Origin of the sequence: Micromonospora inositola (assembly GCF_900090285.1) — a bacterium.
In the GTDB taxonomy this organism is placed as follows: Bacteria; Actinomycetota; Actinomycetes; order Mycobacteriales; family Micromonosporaceae; genus Micromonospora; species Micromonospora inositola.
This window is the reverse complement of sequence record NZ_LT607754.1, coordinates 4,100,586-4,120,124: the sequence shown is the minus strand read 5'-3', so window position 1 is coordinate 4,120,124 and position 19,539 is coordinate 4,100,586. Positions and strand designations below refer to the sequence as shown.

Genomic DNA, 19,539 nt, shown 5'->3' with positions numbered 1-19,539 from the left:
CGACGCATGCAGGGCCAGTACAACCACGGCGACGCCTACTACCGCTGTCGCTTCCCCCAGGAAAACGCCCTCGCCAACCAGGTCGCGCATCCCAGCAATGTGTACCTGCGCGAGGACGCCCTCACCGACCCGCTCGACACCTGGCTGGCCTCCGCCTTCGCACCCCACCGCATCGAACAGACGATCACCGCGATGGCCGACGCCCAACCCCTGGATCATCCGCCCGCACTTGCTACGGCAGCCCAGACGATCATCACCGCATGCAACGCCAAGCTGGAGCGCTACCGGGCGGCCCTCGACGCCGGAGCGGACCCGACGGTGGTCACCGGCTGGATCGCCCAGACCCAGGCCGAACGCGCCCGCGCCGAAGCCGACCTCCACGCGAACGTGGGTAAAAGCCCGCGCCGGATGAGCCGAGCAGAAATCACGAGCCTGGTGACGGCGCTCGGCGACATCGCCGCCGTGCTCCGCGACGCCGACCCCGCCGACAAGGCCGAGGTCTACCGGCAACTCGGCCTCCGGCTCACTTACCAGACGGAAACGCAAACGGTGCGCGCTGCAGTGGATCTCAGCGCGCACCGTGGGGTAATGGTTTGTGTCCGAGGGGGGACTTGAACCCCCACGCCCTATACGGGCACTAGCACCTCAAGCTAGCGCGTCTGCCATTCCGCCACCCGGACCTGCTCGTCCAGCCTACCCTGTCGGCCGCGGTGACCTCGTCACCCGTCAGCCGCCCCGGCGGGCCGCACGGGGCATTACTGTACACGGCTCGGATGGATCATGCACATCGCCGGCCGCCGCGCTCCGGCCACGGACGTTTCCGCAGCTCACGGCGCCGGAGCGCGGATTTCGCCGGCGGCCTGGTCTCAGGATGCGCCGGGGCGGGTAGCGTCCGACCGCCGATTACCGGCAGCATTGCTAACGTGTCCCACCCCTCCCCCCTGACCGCCGCCGCGCACCAGGCCCTCGCCCTGCGCTCGGCCGGTGATCTGGCCAACGCCCGCCGCCTGCTCACCGACGCGATCGTGGCGGCCCGACCGGCGTACGGGGAGGACCACCCCGAGGTGCTGGGCAACGCCCACCTGCTGGCCCGGCTGCACCGCGAGGCCGACGATCCGGCCGCGGCCCGCCGGGTCCTGGAGGAGGCGTACGCGGCCGGCGAGCGCCGCCGCGGGGACGGCGACCCGCTGATGCTGGCGCTCAGCTTCGACCTGGCCGGGGCGGCGGAGGAACTGGGCAACCGGCACGAGGCCCGCCGCAACTACACCCGCGTCGCCACCGCCGGGCCCGCGGTGCTCGGCCCCGACCACCCCGCGGTACGCGCGGCCCGCAGCTACCTCGGCGGCTCCGCCGCCGCTCCCGCCGCCGGCGGCCCGCGCCCCGATCCGGCAGCACTGTCCGGGCCGACGATGTCGCTGCCGGCCGTACCCGCCCCACCGGCGCCGCAGGCCCCGCCGCCAGTTCCCGCCGCACCGCGGTCCGCCCCGCCCGCGCCGGCCGTGCCGGCGTCGGGGTGGGCGCCCCAGCCCGGGCCGCCGCAGTCGGCAGCGCCCCGGGCCGCAGTGCCGCAGCCCGGGGTTCCGCAGCCCTGGGGTCCGCAGCCGCCGCAGTCCAGGGCGCCGCAACCGGCCCGGCCCGTCTCGGCGCCGGCGCACCCGGCGTCGTCGGGGTGGGCGCCGCCACCGGCCCGCGGACCGGCGGCGTCGCTGCCGCCGCCCCCGCTGTTCGCCCCGCCGTCGCCGCCCAGCGCGGCTCCCACTTCCGCGCCGCCCGGTCCCGTCGCTCCCCTGCCGTCACCCCCGGTCATCCCGGCGCCCACGTCGGCCCCGCCCGCGCCGACCCCGGCGTCCCGTCCGGCGCCTGACTCCGCGCCGGTGTCGACACCACCGGCTGGCGCCGCTCCAGCGGGCACCTGGGCCCCGACGCAGACCTCCGCGCCACCGGCGCCCCTGCCGCCGGCCCCGGTAATTCCGGGACCGGCCTCCGCGCCCCCCGCACCGCCCGCCGTCGTCCCGGCCTCCGCGCCGCCCACCTCGCCCGCCGGCCCGTCGGCGGCCACCGGCCCGCTGTCCCGGCCGCAGCCGGACGCCGACCTGATGTCCCCGCCGAGCCGGCCCGCCACAGCGGAAGCCGCCGGGGGCGGGAGCGACCAGCAGCCGCCGGCCGCCCCGGCGCCGGGCTGGACCAAGCCGACGGTGCAGGTGCAGCAGCTCGCGCCGCTGTTGCGCGAGGAGGCGGACCGCGCCGCCGCGGCGGCGCCGGCCCCACCGCCCGGCACGCCACCGGTCCTGCCGGTCGCCGCCGCGCCCGCCAGCGCCCCGCCGCCGCCCGTGAGCGCACCGCCCTTTAGCCCCCCGCCCCTGGGCACCATGCCCGTCAGTGGCGCACCGACGAGCAGCCCGCCGGCTACCCACCCGCTCAGCACTCCGCCAGCGCCGGTCCATCCGGTCAGCGGCCCGCCGGAGCCGATGCCGCCGACGAGTGCGCCGCCCATGCCCGCGTACCCGGTCAGCGGCCCACCGGGACCGACGCCCCCGGTCAGCGCGCCGCCCACACCCGCGTACCCGATCAGCGGCCCGCCGGGGCACCCGGCGTACCCGGTGAGCGGCCCCCCCGACCTGGCGAACCCGTACCCGGGCGGGGCGGGCCACCCGGTAGGCCCGCCGCCGGTGAGCGGGCCGCCGGCCGTGGCTCCGGTCTGCGCGTCACTCGTGCCGCCGTGGGGGTTGACGGCGCCGCCGTGGAGCAGCGCCGCACCGCCGCAGCCGCTCGACCGGCCCGCAGACGGGGGGCCGGACGCGCCGCCGGAGGACGCCGACGAACCGGAGCCGCACCCGCTGCCCGGGCCCGCCCCGGTCACCGACCCCGGCGTCCCGCCGCCGCTGCCGGTCTACGACGGCCTGCTGGAGTTCCCCGAGCCCCGGCCGGCCGATCCGGCGCCCGGGACGGAGGCGTACCCGGCGCAGGGGGCCTGGCCGGCGGTGCCGGCGCCGTTCCACCGGCCGACCGCGTACCCGCAGGTCGAGGAGCCCGAGTCACGCGGCCGCAACCGGACGGCGATCGCCGTGGCGGCGGGCGTCGCGGTGGTGGCCGTGGCCGCCGCGGTCGGCGTGGGCGCGGTGGTGCTCAACCGCGACGCCGCCCCGCCGCCCACGCCCGGGCCGGCGTCGGCGAAGCCGAAGGTGAGCGGCCCGCCGCCAGGTGACCTGCGGTTGCAGGACGACTCCACCACGATCACGATCACCTGGACGGACCCGACGGACGGTGGGGTTCCGTTCGTGGTGGCCGGCGGCCGGGCCGGGCAGAAGCTGGGGGTGATGGCCACCGTCGACGCCGGGGAGACCCGCTACACGGTGAACGGGCTTAGCGCCAAACTGGACTACTGCTTCACCGTGCTGGCCGTCTTCTCGACGGACACCTACGCCACCTCGGGGCAGGTCTGCACCCGCCGGGAGGGCGGTACGGGAACACGCTGACTGGTGCCGTCCACCCGGGACCCCGCTGGTTGTCCACAGGAGGACGGTGCGGGTTCCACGGTCCTCGGCTGGCCCCTATGATGGCTCCCGGCTATGGGAGGGTCGACCGTGCGTAGGCACCTCCCACACCGATACGGGGAGCAGCGACTTGTGTTGCTTTCCTTTCTGACCGTGGGGGATGATCAATGAAGGTCACCCGCATCGCCTACTCGGCCCGCCTGAACCCGGGCAAGTACGCCGCACTGGTGGAGCAGGCCCGTCGGTTGGGTCGGGTTCGTAGTGAGATGTGGCAGCGTTACGGCTCGATCAACGGTGTCGGGGCCGGGTTGCGGGACCGGCAGGTGCGGGATCGGTGGTTGGCTGACGGCACGCACGTGCGGTTCGGCGTGTTGGCGAACGCGTGGAAGGAAACCGTCCGCGACGCGATGGCCGACATCGCCGCGAACCTGGCGGCGGCCAAGGTCGAGGTCCAGTGGGCCATCGGCCGACGCACCAACGCTGGCGCCGAGCGCAAGCGGATGTTCACCACGCTGAGGGCCGACCAGTGGGCCAGTGATCCGTTCCTGGCTCGGCAGATGCGCAAGCACTGGAAGCGCGGGAGAAATCGCACACACGATCAGATCGTCGTGTGCGCCGACAAGTACAACACCGCCGTCGATGGGCAGAGCCGGTTGTGGTTGGCGGTTCCCGGTCTTGAGCCCCGCAAGATGGTAAAAATCCCGCTGTCGACGGCTGTCGCGCCGACGGGCACGCTGCGGCTGATCCTGCGCGGTGGTCGGGTTGAGGTGCACTATCAGATCGACGCGGCGGAGATGCGGTCGTCGCAGCGGCCGTGCGGCGATGCGACGGTCGGTGTGGACAAGGGCTACACCGAAGCCTTGACCGACTCCGACGGCCAGCCCCACGGTGTACAGCTCGGCGTGGTGCTGTCCAGCGAGTCGGATCGGTTGAAGGAACGTAACCGGCGTCGGGCGAAACTGCGGTCGATCGCCAACACCGCCGCCCTGCGCGGTAACCACGCGAAGGCGCACCGGATCAAGGTCAACAATCTCGGGACCGTGAAGCGGGATCGGCAGGCGGCCCGGTACCGGGCGCGGGTGCGCACGGAGATCTTCACCGCCGTACACGAGGTCGTGGAGAAGGCCGCCACCGTGGTCGCCGAAGACCTCACCAAACGCTTCGCCGGGCGCAAGACGCTCGGCAAGAACATCAACCGGCGCCTCGCCGGGTGGACCAAAGGGGTCACCGCCGAGGCCCTAAGAAACGTGTCGGAGCGCAGAGGTTCTGCGCTCGTGCACGTCAACGCCGCCTACACCTCACAAACCTGTCACCGCTGCGGCGCCTTCGGCCGACGCAGCGGGGACCGGTTTCACTGCACTCCGTGCGGGGTGGTGTGGCAGGCCGACGTGAACGCCGCGATCAACATCCTGCACCGAGCCGGCGACCCCGACATCGCCCTGCACACCCCACACCACAAGGTGAAGCAGATCCTGCAGGACCGGACCGATCGCCACCGGACCAGACTGCCGGTCCAGGACTCCAGCCCGGCCATCGCTGAGCGGAGAGCGAATTATCCGAACCGCTCAGCTATGAGCAACTAATGGGAAGCAGGCAGCCGGCAGTGGTCACCATCGAGGACGTCGCGAGCACCGGGGCGGGCACGCCCCGACCCCGTTCCCGGATGCGGGGCGGCCTGGTCACCATCGGCACCGTGGCGGCGCTGCTGGCCGCCATGGGGCTGACCGTCCTCGGGCTGGGCGCCGCCGACAACACGGTCGCCAACTACGACGCCAGCTCCTGGCTGTGGAGCACCACCCGCAGCGAGATGGCCCGGGTCAACGGGGTCACCGCGCGGGTCGACACCCGGGTCGAGGTCCCCGGTGCCCGGCGGCACCAGCTGCAGGTCACCCAGACCGACCGGCTGCTGATCCTGCGCGACCTGAACACCGGCCAGGTCAGCTCGCTGGACCTGGCCACCCTCCAGATCACCGCGACCACCCCCACCACCCCCGGCTTCGGCGTGAACGTCGCGCTGCACGAGGACGCCGCGTTCGTGGTGGACGCGGTGCAGGGCATCGTCCGGCAGTTCGACCCGCGTTCGCTGACCCCGGTGGGCGAGCCGGTGCGCTACCCGCCGGGCATCACCGGCGGCTCGTTCGACGGCGAGGGCCGGTTGTGGATCGCGGTGCCGAGCGAGGGCACCGTCTCGGCGATCACCGCCGCGGCACTGCCCGCCACCCCCGGGGCGGCACCGCCGGCGGGCCTCAGCCCCAAGCGGGTCGAGACGTACGACGTGGCCGAGCCCAGCCACGAGCTGGCGGTCTCCACCCTGGACTCCGGCGTCGCGGTGCTCGACCGCACCTCGGCGTCGCTGGTGACGGTCCGGGGCGGCCGGACGGAGCGGGCGAACCTCAAGATGGCCTCCCCCGGCGCGCTGCCCGTGCGGACCAGCGGGCCCCAGGTGCCGGTCACGGTGGCCGGCGAGCGGCGGGTGCACGTGGTCCGCGACAGCGCGGAGGTGGGGCAGTTCACCGTGCCGGGCGCCGGTGACCGGCTCAGCCCGGCGGTCGCCTGGGCGAACCGCTTCTACTGCGCGGACGAGGCGACCGGCACGGTTTACTCGTTCGACGCGGACGGCAAGCTGGTGGACACCATCAAGGGCTCCGGGACTTCCGGCCCGCTGGAGCTGGAGGTGCGGGAGAACCACCTCTTCATCAACGCGCCCAACTCGCCGACCGCCCGGGTGGTCGACGACAAGAACCAGGTCCGCGAGGTCAACAAGTACGCCAACGACGTGCTCGGCGGCGACCCGCCGCCGGCGCCCCCGCCGCCGCCCCCGCCGAAGAAGCCCCGGGTGGGCAAGCCGGGCGCGCCGCGCGCCGTCACCGCCGCGGCGGGCAACGCCTCGGCCCGGGTGAGCTGGCGGCCGGCCGCCGCGAACGGCGCCGAGATCACCAGGTACGTGGTGGAGGGTGCCGACCAGCGCCACGAGGTGGGCGCCAACCAGCGCGCGGTGGAGATCACCGGGCTGACCAACGGCGAGACGTACACGTTCTCGGTGCACGCGGTCAACGCCAAGGGCGACGGGCCGGCCCGCAAGAGCAACCCGGTCACCCCGACCGCGGCGGTGCCCGACTCGCCGGCCAGCGTCACCGCCGGGGCCCGCCCGGACGGCACGGTGTTGGTGAAGTGGCCCGCGGCCAACGGCCAGGGCAACACCATCGCCCGGTACGCGGTCACCGCCGCCTCGGCCGGCGCCACCGCCCCGGCCGGTGAGTCGACGAAGACGGAGTTGGTGATCCCCGCCGGTGAGCTGGCGTACGGCACCCAGTACGCGTTCACCGTGGTGTCGGTGAACGACAAGGGCGCCGGTTCGAAGGCCTCTCCGGTGAGTAACACGGTGGTGCCGTTCGCCGCCCCCGGCGCGCCCACCGAACTGAAGGCGTCCACGGTGGCCGACCAGCCGGGCACCGTGGCGGTGCAGTGGGCGCCGGCGGTGGAGAACGGCCGCCCGGTCACCAAGTACCTGGTGGACGTCGGCGGGAAGACCAGCGAGGTGACCGACACCCGGACGACGGTCGGCGGTCTGGGCAACGGGCAGAACGTCACGGTGAAGGTGAAGGCGGTCAACGAGGCCGGCCCCGGGCCGGAAGCCAGCACCACCGCCCGGACGGTCGCCGCGCCGCGGATCACGGTGACCGGCTCGTCGGCCGACGCGACGTCGGTGACGGTGTCGTTCACCGTGGACGCCGGCGGCGGGAACGCCACCTGCTCGGCCGCCACCGGCGGGAAGACCGCCAGCGGGAGCTGCTCCAGCCTGCGGGTCACCGGGCTGACCCCGGGCACGGCGTACACGGTGACGGTGACCGCGACCAACGCGGCCGGCAACGGCACCGCCACCAAGGCCCAGTCGACCGACCCGCTGTACGGGATTGCCACCTGCAACAACGGGCCCAGCGGCGATCAGCGCACCTACTGCGACGCCGACGTGTCCGGCCGCAACGGCAACGAGATCTTCTCGGTGCCGCAGCAGCTCAACGCCAAGCAGGTCGGCTGGGCGAAGCCCGGCACCCGGTTGAAGGCGTACTGCAAGAAGCAGGGTGAGAACGTCGACTCCTGGATCTACAACAATCAGAAGCAGAGCACCTGGTGGGTGCAGGTCGACTACTCGGGGCGGAACTACATCCCGTGGGCCTGGCTCAACCTGGAGGGCGGCGACAACATCAACGTCCTGCCCACCTGCTGACGGCGTACCACCCAGTCGAGGAGCACGCGCGCACGTGAACACCCCCGAACCGCTCAGCCAGGCGGAGGTGCAGGGCTTCGCCGCCCTCGCCGCCCGGCTGGCCGAGAACGTCAACGCGGTCGTGCTGGGCAAGCCGCAGGTGGTCCGGCTGGCGTTGACCGCGCTCTTCGCCCAGGGGCACGTGCTGCTGGAGGACGTGCCCGGGGTCGGCAAGACCACCCTGGCCCGGGCGATCGCGGCCACGGTGCAGGGCCAGTGGCGGCGCATCCAGTTCACCCCGGACCTGCTCCCGTCGGACGTCTCCGGGGTGACCATCTTCAACCAGGCCACCCGCGGCTTCGAGTTCCACCCCGGTCCGGTCTTCGCCAACATCGTCATCGCCGACGAGATCAACCGGGCGTCACCGAAGACCCAGTCGGCGCTGCTGGAGGTGATGGAGGAGCGGACCGTCACCGTGGACGGCGTCCGGCATCCGGTGCCGCAGCCGTTCCTGGTGGTGGCCACCCAGAACCCGGTGGAGATGGACGGCACCTACCGTCTGCCGGAGGCCCAGCTCGACCGGTTCCTGGTGAAGCTGTCGGTCGGCTACCCGGACGAGGCCGTCGAGATCGAGGTGCTGCGCGGAGCCACCGTCCGCTCCCCCGACTCGCTCAGCGCGGTCACCGACACCGCCGCCCTCGGGGAGATGGTGCGGATGGCCCGCCGGGTGCACATCGCCGAGCCGCTCTACACGTACGCGGTCCGGCTGGCCGCGGCCACCCGTGGCCACCCGCAGGTGCGGGTCGGGGTCAGCCCTCGCGGCGTCATCGCGCTGACCCGGGCGGCGTGCGCGTACGCGCTGATCGACGGGCGGGGCTGGATCATGCCGGAGGACCTGAAGGCACTCGTCGAGCCGGTCTTCGCGCACCGGCTGCTGCTCACCCCGGACGCGCAGATGCGCGGGGTGACCGCCGCCGAGGTGCTGCGCCAGGCGGTCGCCTCGGTGCCGGTGCCGCTGCCGTCCGGCCAGCCCGCCCCGGTGCACGGCTGAGCCGTGGGGATCACCGCCCGTGGTGTCGGGCTGCTCGTCGCCGCCGTCGCGCTGCTCGGCGTGGGCTTCCGGTACGCGTACCCGGAGCTGACCGTGCTCGGCGCGGCGGCCGCCGTCGCGGTCGGGCACGCGCTGGTCACCGCCGCGTGGCGGCCCCGGCTGGCGGTGGAGCGCGGTGCCGACCCGGACCGGGTGGCCCGCGGCGAGCCGGCCAGCATGACGCTGACCGTGCGCAACACCGGGCGGCTGCGGGCGGCCAACCTGGTCGCCGAGGACCGCTGCGGCGCGGCGCTGGTGCCGGTGCCGCTGCTGCGGCTGCGTCCCGGCCGGGACACCACGGTCCGCTACGACGTGCCGACCCGCCGCCGGGGCGTGGTGCCGGTCGGCCCGCTGCAGGTGACCCGGCGCGACCCGCTCGGGCTGGTCGCGATGGCCCGCCCGTACGGGGGCACCGTGCCGGTCTGGGTGCACCCGCGCATCCATCCGCTGCGCGCGGTGCCGACCGGGGCCGGGCGGAGCCTCGACGGCCGCACCGACAGTGTGCCGCACGGCTCGATCACCTTCGACTCCCTGCGCGAGTACGTGGTCGGCGACGAGCTGCGCCGGGTGCACTGGCGGACCAGCGCCCGGGTCGGCGAGCTGATGGTCCGGGAGAACGTGGACACCAGCCTGCCCCGGATCGTGGTGGTGCTGGACAACCGGGCGGCCGCGCACCCGCAGCGGGTCGACGGGGTGGCGGAGTCCTTCGAGGCCGGCTGCGAGGCGGCGGCGTCGGTGGTCGCCGCCGCGGTCCGGGAGGACCTGCCGGTGAGCCTGCTGCTGGTCGTGCCCGCCGACGGGGGCCCGGCCGGCGCCGGTGGGCCGCTGGACCGGCTCGCCGCGGTCGAGCTGGCCGACGCCGGAGATGACGTGCTGCGGACCTCGACGAGCCGGCTGCGGCAGGAGCGGCTCGGCGACACCCTGGTCTTCCTCACCGGGCCGGGTGGCCGCGGCGACCTGGGACACGTCGGCGCGCTGCGCGGGGCGTACCCGTCGGTGCTGGTGGGGGTCCTCGGCGCGGCGGAGCCGACGCCGGCCGGCGCGGCCGGCCTGGTGGTGGTGGACGCGGCGGACGGCGCGGAGTTCGCGGCCGAGTGGGACGGGGTCCGTCGGTGGTGAGCCTGGCGCCGCCCCGCGAGGCGGACGCGCCGACCGGGCCCCCGCCGCCGGCGGAGCGGCGCGGCGGGGCCGTGGTGCGGGTGCTGGGCGCCGTGCCGGTGCCGGTGGCGCTGATCACCATGATCGCCCTGGCTGGGGTGGTGCTCGACCGGGTGTACGCGGGGCCGCTGCTGACCCGGCTGATGGTCGGCGCCGCGGTGGGCTCGGTGCTGGTCAGCGTGGCCGCCCGGCGGTTGGCGTCCTGGCTGGTCGCACCGCTGTCGGTGCTCGCCCTGGCCGGGTGGACCGCGCTGGCGCTGCGGTTGGCCGCCGCGCACGCCGACCTGCCGGGAAGCCTGGGCGCGCTGACCGCCGACGCCGCCAGCAACGCCATCCCGCGGCTGTTGACCGCGATGATCCCGGTCGAACCGGCGCCGGACACGGTGCTGCTGCCGCTGGTCGCCGCCTGGCTCGCGGGCCTGGCGGGCGCGGAGGTGGCGCTGCGGGCCGGCCGGGTGCTGCTCGGCTACCTGCCGCCGGCCCTGCTCTACGCGGGGGCGCTCTACGTGGTCGGCCCGAACGCGCAGCCGGCGATCTGGCCGACGGTGGCGTTCGCGGCGGTGGCCGCGGTGGGCCTGGCGGCGCTGCCGTGGCGGGACGGGCCGGCGGGCGGCGACCCGACGGCCGGCCTCGCTCCGGCGGTACGCGCCGCGGTCCGGGTCCGGCTGCTCGCCGCCGGCGCGGCGGGAGTGGCCGTCGTGGTCGGGCTCGCCGCCCTGCTCGCCCCGGTGGTCGCCGCTCAGGTGGACGAGCGCCCGGTGGACCCGCGCCGGTACGTGGAACCACCGCAGATCGAGTCGCTGGACGAGAACCCCCTGATCCGGATCTCCGGCTGGGCGTTGAACCCGGACCAGCGACTGCTGGAGGTCCGTACCGAGGCGGGCGGGTCGGGGCGGGAGGCGGCCCGGATCCGGCTCGCCGTGCTCAACGACTACGACGGGGTGACCTGGCGGGTCGGGGCCACCTACCGCAACGCCGGCCGGATCCTGCCGGCGGTGGAGCCGGCTGCGGGCGGCGCCACCGACACGGTCCGCCAGGAGATCACCGTGGCCGACCTGACCGGGCGGCTGCTGCCGGCGGTCGCCACGCCCCGGGAGATCACCGGCGCCCGGGTGGCGTACGACCCGGCGACCGGGACGCTGATCCGGCCGGAGGGGCTGGCTCCCGGGCTGCGCTACACGGTCACCTCGATGCGGGAGCGCCCCGGCGGGAACCTGCTGGCCACGGCGAACGTGCCGGCGGGTGACGCGGTGTCCCGGGTGCTGCGGGTGGCCGACGGGACGCCGGAGCCGTTGCGCCGGCTCGCCGCCCAGCTCGCCGAGTCCAACGGCGCCCCGTACGCCCGCGCCGCGGCGATCGAGCAGTTCCTCGCCGAGCACTACCGGGTCACCGCGGACGCGCCGAGCGGGCACGCGTACCCGAACCTGGCCTTCTTCCTTTTCGGCCCGCGCAACGGCGGCGGGCAGCGGGGCACCTCGGAGCAGTTCGCCGCGGCGTTCGCGGTGCTGGGTCGGCTGGCCGGGCTGCCCACCCGGGTGGTGGTGGGCTTCGAGCCCCGGGGAGACGGCCCGGTCCGCGCGGCGGACGCGTTCGCCTGGCCGGAGGTGCTCTTCGAGGGGGTCGGCTGGGTGCCGTTCGACCCGATGCCGCAGCCGGATGAGCAGCCGCGCCCGGTGGAGGAGGACTTCCGTCCCACCCCGGACGACCCGCCCCCGTCGGAGGTGCCCGCGCCGACCGTGGAGCCGACCGCGACGCCCCCGGCCGAGGCCGCGTCCGGCCCGGCGGACGACCGGTCCGGGCTCTCCACCCCGGTCCTGGTGGGCGCCGGCGCGGGCGGCCTGGTGCTGCTGGTCGGGTTGGTGCTGCTGACCCTCGCCGCGCTGCGCCGGAGCCTGACCGGGGCCCGGCTGGGGCGGGGTGACCCCGGTGGGCGGATCGCCGGCGCCTGGCGGGAGGTGACCGACGCGCTGCGGCTGGCCGGCCACCCGGTCGGCGACGACCTGGCGGCGGCCGAGGTGGCCGAGTCGGCACGGCGAGTTCTCACCGCGGCCCGGGCGGCGACGCCCACTGAGGTGGGCCCGCCGGCGGTGGCGGTGGACGAGCTGGCCGGGCTGCTCAACCAGGTCGCCTTCGCCCCGGGCACGGCGACCCCGGAGCAGGCGGAGCGGGCGGCGGTGGTCGCCCACGGGTACGTGTCGGCGCTGCGGGACGCCCGCCCGTGGTGGCGGCGGCTGCTCTGGTCGGTGCGTCCGGGCCCGCTGCGCTGGCGCCGCTGACGTCTGCCGCCGGGCCTTACCGTCGGGGCATGTCCGGACCCGGCTGGGCTGTCATCGCCCTCCTCGCCGGCGCCCCGCTGATCATGGCCGGCCGGACGTGGCGCGCTCGTCGCCGTCGCACACTCATGGGCGGCCCGCCCAGCGACGTCGGCGGTGGTACCGGGTCGATCTGACCGACGGGCGTGGAGGGTTCAGGCGCGCAGCTTGCGGACCAGCTTGCGCAGGCCGGCCTGCCAGCCGTCCGGGTCCTCGGCGCGCCGGCGGGTGTAGGCGGCGACCTCCGGGTGGGGCAGGATCAGGAACCGCTCCTCGGCCAGCCCGGCGATGGTCGCCTCGGCCACCTGGTCGGGGGTGAGCACCGCGCCGGAGGCGGCGATGACCCGGGCGCCGAGGTGGCCGGCGGCGAGGCCGTCGGCGAGCATCGGGGTGTCCACGCCCTGCGGGCAGAGCGCGCTGACCCGGATGCCGGCGTCCCGGTAGGTGATCGCGAGCCACTCGGCGAAGCCGACCGCCGCGTGCTTGGTCGCGCTGTACGGGGCGTCGCCGACCGCGGTGAGCAGGCCCGCCGCCGAGCACGTGAGCAGCAGGTACCCCGAGCCGCGCTTCAGCATCGCCGGGAGCACGGCCCGCGCGGTGTGGACGTGAGCGAGGACGTTCACCCGCCAGGCCCGGTCCCAGTCTGCGTCGGGGGCCTCCACTCCCCCGCCGGTGGCCACGCCGGCGTTGGCGCAGAACAGGTCGATCCGCCCGTACCGCCGCTCGGTCTCCGCCACCAGCGCGCGGACCTGCTCCTCGTCGGTGACGTCCAAGCCGACGGCGTGCGCGACGGGGCCGATGTCCGCGGCGACCGCACGGGCCGCGTCGGCGTCCAGGTCGGCGAGTACGACGGCGGCGGCGCCCTCGGCGACGAAGCGGCGGGCCAGCGCGGACCCGATGCCGCCGGCCCCGCCGGTGATCACGGCCACCCGGTCGGTGAGGTTCATTTCAGCTCCGGTCCGCGTCGGCGACGCCCAGTCGGGGGATCAGGGTGGTCAGGGCCGCCGCGCCGCCGGCGGCCAGCTCCGGGGTGGGCAGCAGCGCCATCACCGGTACGTCCACCCCGGCGTCGGCGTAGCGGCGGACCTGCGCCACGCAGTGCTCAGGCGAGCCGTGCAGCACCAGCGCGTCGACCACCTCGTCGGGCACGGCCGCCGCGGCGCCCCGCCGGTCCCCGGCCGCCCACGCCGCCCACATTGGACCGAGCGTCGCCTCCCGGCCGAGCCAGCGGTGGAAGGCGGCGTACGCGGGAACGGTGAGGTAGCCGGTGATCAGCCGGCGGCCCAACGCGCGGGCGTGCGCGGCGTCCTCGGTGGGGCAGACGAAGATCCGGGCGACCGCCTCGAAGCCCGGCCGCCGGTCGCCGAGTTCGGCGAGGGCCCGGGGCACGTCGTCGGCGGCGAGCCAGTTGAGGATCACTCCGTCGGCCTCGGCGGCGGCGAGCCGGAGCATGCCGGGGCGCAGCGCGGCGAGCAGCACCGGCGGCGGGACGGCCGGCGGGCGCTCCAGGGTGAACCGGCGGACGGTGAACGTGTCGTAGACCTCGTCGACGGTCTCGCCGCGCAGCGCGGCGCGAAGGAACCGCAGCACGTCCCGGGTCCGCCGGAACGGCTCGTCGAAGCGGACCGCGTTCCAGTCCCGCACCAGCACCGGCGAGGAGGCGCCGATGCCGAGGGCGAAGCGGCCGGGCGCGGTCTCGGCGAGGGCGGCGGCGGTCATCGCCAGCAGCCCGGGCCCCCGGGTGAAGACCGGGGTGATCGCGGTGCCGAGCCGCAGCCTCGGCTGCCACGCCGCGGCGAGCGCCAGCGGGGTGAACGCGTCGGCGCCGGCCACCTCCGACGACCAGACGTCGGTGAACCCGGCCCGGTCGAGGGCCGCGTAGACCGCGGCGTGGTCGGCGAGCGGGATCCCGCTCAACGGCACCGTCATGCCCCATCGGTTCGTCACCGGTCGATCGTGCCCGCTCGCCGGCGTCCCGAGCAAGATCCGAAACAGTCCCGCCGGGGGCGATCCGGGCGATACCCACCGTTACGCCCGGAAAGAGTGTTACGACTGCCAGGTGGGTGGGAGCGACGGCGGGAACCGCCGACCATGACGAGTGGTAGGGCGAACGGCCCGCCGCTCACGGTCGAGGGCAGCGCGGAGCGGGCGACCTTCCTGGAGCTCTTCTTCGACCTGGTGTATGTCTTCGCGCTCACCCGCGTCTCGGCCCGCGCGTTCGAGGACCTGGCCATGGAGCCGGGGCACGTCCGCGGCTGGTCGGCGGTCACCGGCGGCGGCAAGACGCTGCTGCTCCTCTTCGCGCTCTGGACGGTGTGGCAGGGCACCGCGTGGACCACCAGCCGGTACGACCCACACCACACCTGGCTGCAGACCATCGTGATCACCGCACTGGTGTGCAGCATGGTGATGGGAATCGCCACCCTCCGCGCGTTCAGCGAGACCGGGCTGGCGTTCGCCACCGCGTACGTGGTGGCGCAGCTGAGCCGCCCGGCGATTCTGCTGGTGGCCCTGGGCCGCGGGCACCCGTACCGCCCGCTCAAACTGCGGATGCTGATCACGTTCAGCGTGACCGCGGTGTTCTGGTTGACCGGCGCGTTCAAGCCCACCGACCTCCGGGTGGTGCTCTGGACGACGGCGCTGGGGCTGGAGTACCTGGCCCAGCGGTGCGGCTGGCCGGTGCCCGGGCTGGGCCGCTCCACCGTCTCCCGCTGGGACATCGCCGGTGAGCACCTGTCCGAGCGCTACCAGCAGTTCTTCCTCATCGCGCTCGGCGAGGCGATCCTGGTGACCGGACTGGCCTACACCGGCGACGGGTTCACCATGGCGCGGACCGCCGGCTTCGCCATCGCCCTCCTCTCCTCGATCCTGCTCTGGCGGATCTACGTCCAGCGGGCCGGGCAGATCCTCGGTGAGGCGGTGATGAAGGCCGCCCATCCCGCGACCATCGGCCGCTCCGCGGCGGACACCCACCTGGTGATGGTGATCGGCCTCGTGGCCACCGCGATCGGCTACGAGCTGGTCCTCGCGCACCCGCTCGGGCACAACGAGGTGCCGTGGATCGCGATGACCCTCGGCGGCCCGGCGTTCTTCCTGGCCGGCCGGGCCCGCTTCGAGTACGAGGTCTTCGGCCGGGTGTCGCCGTCGCGCTGGGTGGCGATCCTCGTCCTGGTGGCGCTGGCGCCCTTCCTGCTGCGTGTCGCCTCGCTGATCTCGGCGGCGGCCGCGGCGGTCGTGCTGCTCGGCGTCGCGCTGGCGGACGCCCGGCGGGCCTGGGGCCGGCCCCCGGAGGCGGCCGCCCCACCGTTCTGAGGGCGCCGGCGCAGACCGTCCCGGTGCTTCCGAGGGCACCGGCGGGGAGGCTCCGGCGCTACCATCCGCTGGTGACCTTCTCGATCGTCGCCCGGTCCGCCGACGGCCGTCTGCACGGCGTCGCCGTGGCCAGCAAGTTCCTCGCCGCCGGCGCGCTGGTCCCGGCCGCCGAGGCCGAGGTCGGGGCCGTCGCCACCCAGGCGCACGTCAACCTCGCGTACCGGCCGCAGGGGCTGGCGCTGCTGCGCACCGGCGTGGCGGCCGCGGACGTGGTGGCCGGCCTGGTCGCCGCCGACCCGGGCCGGGACGACCGACAGCTCGGCGTGGTCGGGGCGACCGGCGACGGCGCGACCTGGACCGGGCCGCGCTGCCACCCGTGGGCCGGCGGCCAGGCCGGCGACGGCTGGGCCGCGCAGGGCAACATCCTCGCCGGGCCGCACGTCATCGACGCGGTCCGGGACGCCTGGTTGGGCGGGGGTGGCCTGCCGTTCCCGCAGCGGCTGCTCGCCGCGCTGCACGCCGGGGACCGGGCCGGCGGCGACCGGCGTGGCCGGCAGAGCGCCGGCCTGCTGGTGGTCGAGCGGCACGGCGGGTACGCCGGCACCGGCGACACCCTGGTCGACCTGCGGGCGGACGACCATCCCGACCCGGTCACCGAGTTGGTGCGGCTGCTCGACACGCACACCCTGCTCTTCGGCAAGCCCGATCCGGCCACCCTGCGGGACCTGGCCGGGCCCCTCGCCGACGAGGTCGCCGGCCTGCTGACGGCGGTCGGCCACCCGGTCGGCCCGGCCGGCCTCGACGACGCGCTCGCCTCCTGGGCCGGCGTGGAGAACCTCGAAGAACGGCTGGTGCCCGCCCGGATCGACCCGATCGTCCTGGACCACCTGCGCCGCACCGCACCGCAGATCCCCGCCCCCCGCCGCACCCGCTGACCCCACCCGTCCGGGCCGAACGCGGTTCATCCGACGCGAGCGGCGGTGCAGTGGAAGGTCACTCGCTTCCGGTCGCGGCCCCGGGCCGGTCAGCCGGCGAAGGAGAGCCAGCGGAAGGCCGACTCCTCGATCAGGGTCCGTTCCCGGTCGGTCAGCGCTGCCCGGCCGGTGGCCTTGCGGATCACCGTCAGCGGGTCCCAGTCCAGCCCGGCCGGGACGGGCCGGCCGCCGGTCAGCAGGTCGGCCACCACCGCGGCGGCCGCCGGGGTCAGCCAGGGCCGCCGGTCCAGCGCGTCGGCCAGGTCCAAGCCGTGCACGCCGACCTCCACCACCCGGGTCCGCAGGAACTCGGTCAGGGTCATGGCGTCACCGTGCCGGGTATGGACCAGGCGGCCCGGCGGCTGCGCGGCCACGGCCTCGTCGGTGGCCCGCCAGGTTCGCGCGAAGTCCGCCGCCACCTCCGGCACGCCGGGCCGCTCGCGCGCCTCCCGCCGGGCGCTGTCGATCCGGGCGTGGTCCACCTCCGGGGTGAACTTGGCGGCCCCGAAGTAGCCGGCGGCGTCCACCTCCGCCCGGTCCGGGGCGGGCGCGGCGAGCATGTCGACGACGCGGCCGGCGCCGGTGCGGACGTGCGCCACGAGGTCGCGGACCGCCCAGGGCGGGCAGGGGGTGGGCCGGTCGAGGTCGGCCTCGTCGAGCCCCCGCAGGATCTCCGCCAGCCGCGCGCACTCGTCCCGGAACGCCGCCCGCACCTCGTCCACCCGTGCTCCCCCGATCGGTCCAACCCGCCGGGCTACCCTCTCACGCCGCCGTTTCGGCACCCACGGTCCGGGTATGCGCCGGTGGACGAAAGGGGGCGTCGAATGGCCGGCATCATGCTGCGCAGCACCGCGTTCAATGACCACGACCTGCTACCGGGACGCTTCTCCCGGGAGGGCGGAAACGTCTCGCCGCCGCTGGAGTGGTCCGAGGTCCCCGACACGACCGAGGAACTCGTCCTGATCGTCGAGGACCCGGACGCCGGGAAGGCTCCCTTCCTGCACTGGCTGGTCACCGGGATCTCGCCCGAATCCGCCGGGGTCGCCGAGGGCGCGATACCCGAAGGGGGCCGCGAGTGGCCCAACAGCTTCGGTACGACCGGGTGGGGCGGCCCACACCCGCCACTGCACGAGGACTCGCACCGGTACTTCTTCCGCCTCTACGCGCTGGAGCGCCCGCTGGAGCTGCCCGAGGCGCCCCAGGCCACCGAGGTGCACAGCGCGCTCACCGACAAGGAGATCGCCAGCGGCACGATGGTAGGCACCTACTACCGCAGTTAGCCCTTGTACCGGGGCACCAGGCGGTGCACCACCGCGAGGACCAGCGCGGTCACCACGGCGATCGTCCCGACGATGCCGGCCGCGCTGCCCGCGTACCCGACGAAGAGAGGGCGGCGGGACAGCTCGTCGGCGGGGACCTCGGGGAGATCGACCAGCCAGGACAGGGCGAGCGCGGAGGCGACGAGGGCGAGCGCCCCGCCGATGCCGAGCACGGCCGCCGCGACCCGGTGCGCGTCCTCGGCGGAGAACGCCGCCTGTTCCCGCTGGAAGAAGAGCAGGACCAGGCCGGCCACCGCCGCCCAGGCTCCTACCAGGAGGAACGCCGCCACGGCGTCGCTCGGTCGGTGCCAGCCGGCGGAGAGGGTGGCCACCCCGGCGGCGGCGGCGTACCCGGCGCCGAGGAAGGCGCCGAGGACCCGCACCTTGGGCGGGAGCACCAGGATCAGCGCGACCGCCACCGAGGCGGCCACCGCCGTGTGGCCGCTGGGCAGGCTGTTCCCCGCAGCCGCCCGCTCCGGGTCGACGCCGAAGTCCGGCCGGGTCAGGAAGTGCTTGAGCACCTGGGTGCTGACGTTCGCGCCGACGATCAGCAGGGTGGCCGTCACCGCCAGGGCCTTGCGGCCCCGGATCAGCGCGATGAAGCCGATCACCGCGGTGGCCACCACCAGGGACACCACCGACATCGCGTTGAGGATCCGGTCCACCGGACCGTCGATCCGTTCCTGGCCGATCCGGTTGCCGGTGAGCGCCACCGTGTCAAGCCACTGGCCGACCTCGGTGTGCAGGGCGAAGCGCCACACCACGAGGAGTGCGGTCACCTGCACCAGGGCCAGCACGACCAACCAGACCGCCGTCCAACCCCTCGCAGTCTCCCGCACCCGCACACCGTAACGGCCGGACCGGGTCGGCGCTCGGTGGGACTGCGGCGGCCCACGGCGGCGGTGCCGGCAGGCCGGACGAGGTGGTGGGACAAGACCGGTCGGGACCAGCCGGCGCCGGAAATGAAAGAGAGGCCGCCACGGGGGGAGCGGCCTCTCCGGTGATGTACGTTACTCCGTCCACCGCTGCCGCGTGATCCCGTGCAGCCCGGATTTCGCGGGCTTTTTCGCGGCAATCTCGTCTCCGGACGGAGCGGTTGGCCGGCTGATCCGCCGCGTCGGCCGGACGGCCGGCTTACCCGGCCTGACCCTGGGAATCAGGCCGTCCGCCGACCGGGCTTCCGCAGTTCCCCCGGGGCCTGGTCGGCCTCCGGACGGGCGGGGCCGGCCACCCGTCCGGAGGAGCGCGTCACCCGTTGGGGAACAGTTCCCGTAGTCGGCGTACGCCATGGCGACGTCGTCGAACCGCCGGTAGTCGCCGCGCTGCTCGCTGATCAGGGTCCGGACGGACGTGGGATCCACCGCGCCGCCCTGTCCGCCACGGCCGCCGGAGCGGCCCGGGCCGGGCTGGCGGGCGCCGGGCTTGCCGTCGTGGCCGCCACGGCGGTCGGTGGCTGCGACAGCGCCCCGGACCGGGAGAACAGCCCGGACCCGCGCGGACCGCTGCGCTTCCCGCCGGGCTTCGGCTGGGGCGCGGCCACGTCGGCGTACCAGATCGAGGGGGCGGCGAAGGAGGACGGCCGGGGCGAGTCCATCTGGGACACCTTCAGCCACACCCCGGGCCGGACCCGCAACGGCGACACCGGCGACATCGCCGCCGACCACTACCACCGC

At 75.2% G+C, this 19,539-nt stretch carries 15 protein-coding genes, 1 tRNA gene and 1 pseudogene; 12 read left to right on the top strand and 5 right to left on the bottom strand.

Annotation, left to right across the window (positions count from 1 at the left end; genetic code table 11):
* Positions 1-6: 6 nt before the first annotated feature.
* Positions 7-615, top strand: a complete 609-nt coding sequence (locus tag GA0070613_RS33030; RefSeq protein ID WP_197699108.1) for a hypothetical protein — start codon at positions 7-9, stop codon at positions 613-615.
* Here GA0070613_RS33030 and GA0070613_RS19715 read toward each other — a convergent pair.
* Positions 597-680 (bottom strand) — tRNA-Leu (locus GA0070613_RS19715). The genes GA0070613_RS33030 and GA0070613_RS19715 overlap by 19 nt on opposite strands.
* 243 nt (positions 681-923) lie before the next feature.
* Between GA0070613_RS19715 and GA0070613_RS33990 the strand changes: the two genes are divergently transcribed.
* The 7 genes from GA0070613_RS33990 (at position 924) to GA0070613_RS32150 (ending at position 12,398) form a co-directional block, all read left to right on the top strand.
* Positions 924-3,476, top strand: a complete 2,553-nt coding sequence (locus GA0070613_RS33990) for a fibronectin type III domain-containing protein (protein WP_269459000.1) — start codon at positions 924-926, stop codon at positions 3,474-3,476.
* A 356-nt stretch (positions 3,477-3,832) separates the two neighbouring features.
* Entirely contained in the window at positions 3,833-5,077 is a 1,245-nt protein-coding gene (locus GA0070613_RS19700; protein WP_197698923.1) for an RNA-guided endonuclease TnpB family protein, read from the top strand.
* Between the two features lie 80 nt (positions 5,078-5,157).
* Positions 5,158-7,722: a fibronectin type III domain-containing protein gene (locus GA0070613_RS19695; protein ID WP_231929850.1), complete on the top strand. Its 2,565-nt coding sequence runs from the start codon at positions 5,158-5,160 to the stop codon at positions 7,720-7,722.
* A gap of 34 nt (positions 7,723-7,756) precedes the next feature.
* Complete coding sequence (locus GA0070613_RS19690; RefSeq protein WP_089013640.1) at positions 7,757-8,752, top strand: AAA family ATPase; 996 nt, start codon at positions 7,757-7,759, stop codon at positions 8,750-8,752.
* A gap of 3 nt (positions 8,753-8,755) precedes the next feature.
* Entirely contained in the window at positions 8,756-9,910 is a 1,155-nt protein-coding gene (locus GA0070613_RS19685; RefSeq protein ID WP_089013639.1) for a DUF58 domain-containing protein, read from the top strand.
* Positions 9,886-12,225 carry a transglutaminaseTgpA domain-containing protein gene (locus tag GA0070613_RS19680; protein WP_408630953.1) on the top strand — a complete coding sequence of 780 codons (2,340 nt, stop codon included), beginning with the start codon at positions 9,886-9,888 and terminating at the stop codon, positions 12,223-12,225. The genes GA0070613_RS19685 and GA0070613_RS19680 overlap by 25 nt, the downstream gene beginning before the upstream one ends.
* A 29-nt stretch (positions 12,226-12,254) precedes the next feature.
* The gene (locus tag GA0070613_RS32150) at positions 12,255-12,398 is read left to right on the top strand and encodes a hypothetical protein (RefSeq protein WP_157746390.1); all 144 of its coding nucleotides are present in this window, start codon (positions 12,255-12,257) and stop codon (positions 12,396-12,398) included.
* A gap of 18 nt (positions 12,399-12,416) precedes the next feature.
* Here GA0070613_RS32150 and GA0070613_RS19675 read toward each other — a convergent pair whose 3' ends face one another.
* Both GA0070613_RS19675 and GA0070613_RS19670 read right to left on the bottom strand, forming a co-directional pair.
* On the bottom strand, positions 12,417-13,208 hold the full coding sequence (locus GA0070613_RS19675) for an SDR family oxidoreductase (protein ID WP_089013638.1): 792 nt from the start codon (positions 13,206-13,208) through the stop codon (positions 12,417-12,419).
* Position 13,209: 1 nt separating this feature from the next.
* Positions 13,210-14,190 carry an LLM class F420-dependent oxidoreductase gene (locus tag GA0070613_RS19670; protein ID WP_089013637.1) on the bottom strand — a complete coding sequence of 327 codons (981 nt, stop codon included), beginning with the start codon at positions 14,188-14,190 and terminating at the stop codon, positions 13,210-13,212.
* 162 nt (positions 14,191-14,352) lie between these two features.
* On the opposite strand from GA0070613_RS19670, the gene GA0070613_RS19665 reads away from it, so the two are divergent.
* Together GA0070613_RS19665 and GA0070613_RS19660 are read left to right on the top strand one after the other, a co-directional pair.
* Positions 14,353-15,573: a low temperature requirement protein A gene (locus tag GA0070613_RS19665; RefSeq protein WP_089013636.1), complete on the top strand. Its 1,221-nt coding sequence runs from the start codon at positions 14,353-14,355 to the stop codon at positions 15,571-15,573.
* A 71-nt stretch (positions 15,574-15,644) separates the two neighbouring features.
* Positions 15,645-16,508, top strand: coding sequence for a DUF1028 domain-containing protein (locus tag GA0070613_RS19660; protein ID WP_089013635.1), 864 nt, complete (start codon positions 15,645-15,647; stop codon positions 16,506-16,508).
* 89 nt (positions 16,509-16,597) lie between these two features.
* Here GA0070613_RS19660 and GA0070613_RS19655 read toward each other — a convergent pair whose 3' ends face one another.
* Entirely contained in the window at positions 16,598-17,269 is a 672-nt protein-coding gene (locus GA0070613_RS19655) for a maleylpyruvate isomerase N-terminal domain-containing protein (RefSeq protein ID WP_089013634.1), read from the bottom strand.
* Between the two features lie 102 nt (positions 17,270-17,371).
* Between GA0070613_RS19655 and GA0070613_RS19650 the strand changes: the two genes are divergently transcribed.
* Positions 17,372-17,827, top strand: coding sequence for a YbhB/YbcL family Raf kinase inhibitor-like protein (locus GA0070613_RS19650; protein WP_089013633.1), 456 nt, complete (start codon positions 17,372-17,374; stop codon positions 17,825-17,827).
* Here the strand turns inward: GA0070613_RS19650 and GA0070613_RS19645 are convergent.
* Positions 17,824-18,711, bottom strand: coding sequence for a phosphatase PAP2 family protein (locus GA0070613_RS19645; RefSeq protein WP_172875855.1), 888 nt, complete (start codon positions 18,709-18,711; stop codon positions 17,824-17,826). The two genes, GA0070613_RS19650 and GA0070613_RS19645, sit on opposite strands and share 4 nt — an antisense overlap.
* 585 nt (positions 18,712-19,296) lie before the next feature.
* Here GA0070613_RS19645 and GA0070613_RS33495 point away from each other — a divergent pair.
* Positions 19,297-19,539, top strand: a pseudogene (locus tag GA0070613_RS33495) (family 1 glycosylhydrolase); the annotation flags it as partial.

Excerpts from the sequence above, each read along its gene's own strand:
- GA0070613_RS33030 (WP_197699108.1), top strand. The coding sequence starts at position 7 with ATGCAGGGCCAGTACAACCACGGCGACGCCTACTACCGCTGTCGCTTC.
- GA0070613_RS19695 (WP_231929850.1), top strand. The coding sequence starts at position 5,158 with ATGCGGGGCGGCCTGGTCACCATCGGCACCGTGGCGGCGCTGCTGGCC.
- GA0070613_RS32150 (WP_157746390.1), top strand. The coding sequence starts at position 12,255 with ATGTCCGGACCCGGCTGGGCTGTCATCGCCCTCCTCGCCGGCGCCCCG.
- GA0070613_RS19675 (WP_089013638.1), bottom strand. The coding sequence starts at position 13,208 with ATGAACCTCACCGACCGGGTGGCCGTGATCACCGGCGGGGCCGGCGGC.
- GA0070613_RS19670 (WP_089013637.1), bottom strand. The coding sequence starts at position 14,190 with ATGACGGTGCCGTTGAGCGGGATCCCGCTCGCCGACCACGCCGCGGTC.
- GA0070613_RS19665 (WP_089013636.1), top strand. The coding sequence starts at position 14,353 with ATGACGAGTGGTAGGGCGAACGGCCCGCCGCTCACGGTCGAGGGCAGC.
- GA0070613_RS19650 (WP_089013633.1), top strand. The coding sequence starts at position 17,372 with ATGGCCGGCATCATGCTGCGCAGCACCGCGTTCAATGACCACGACCTG.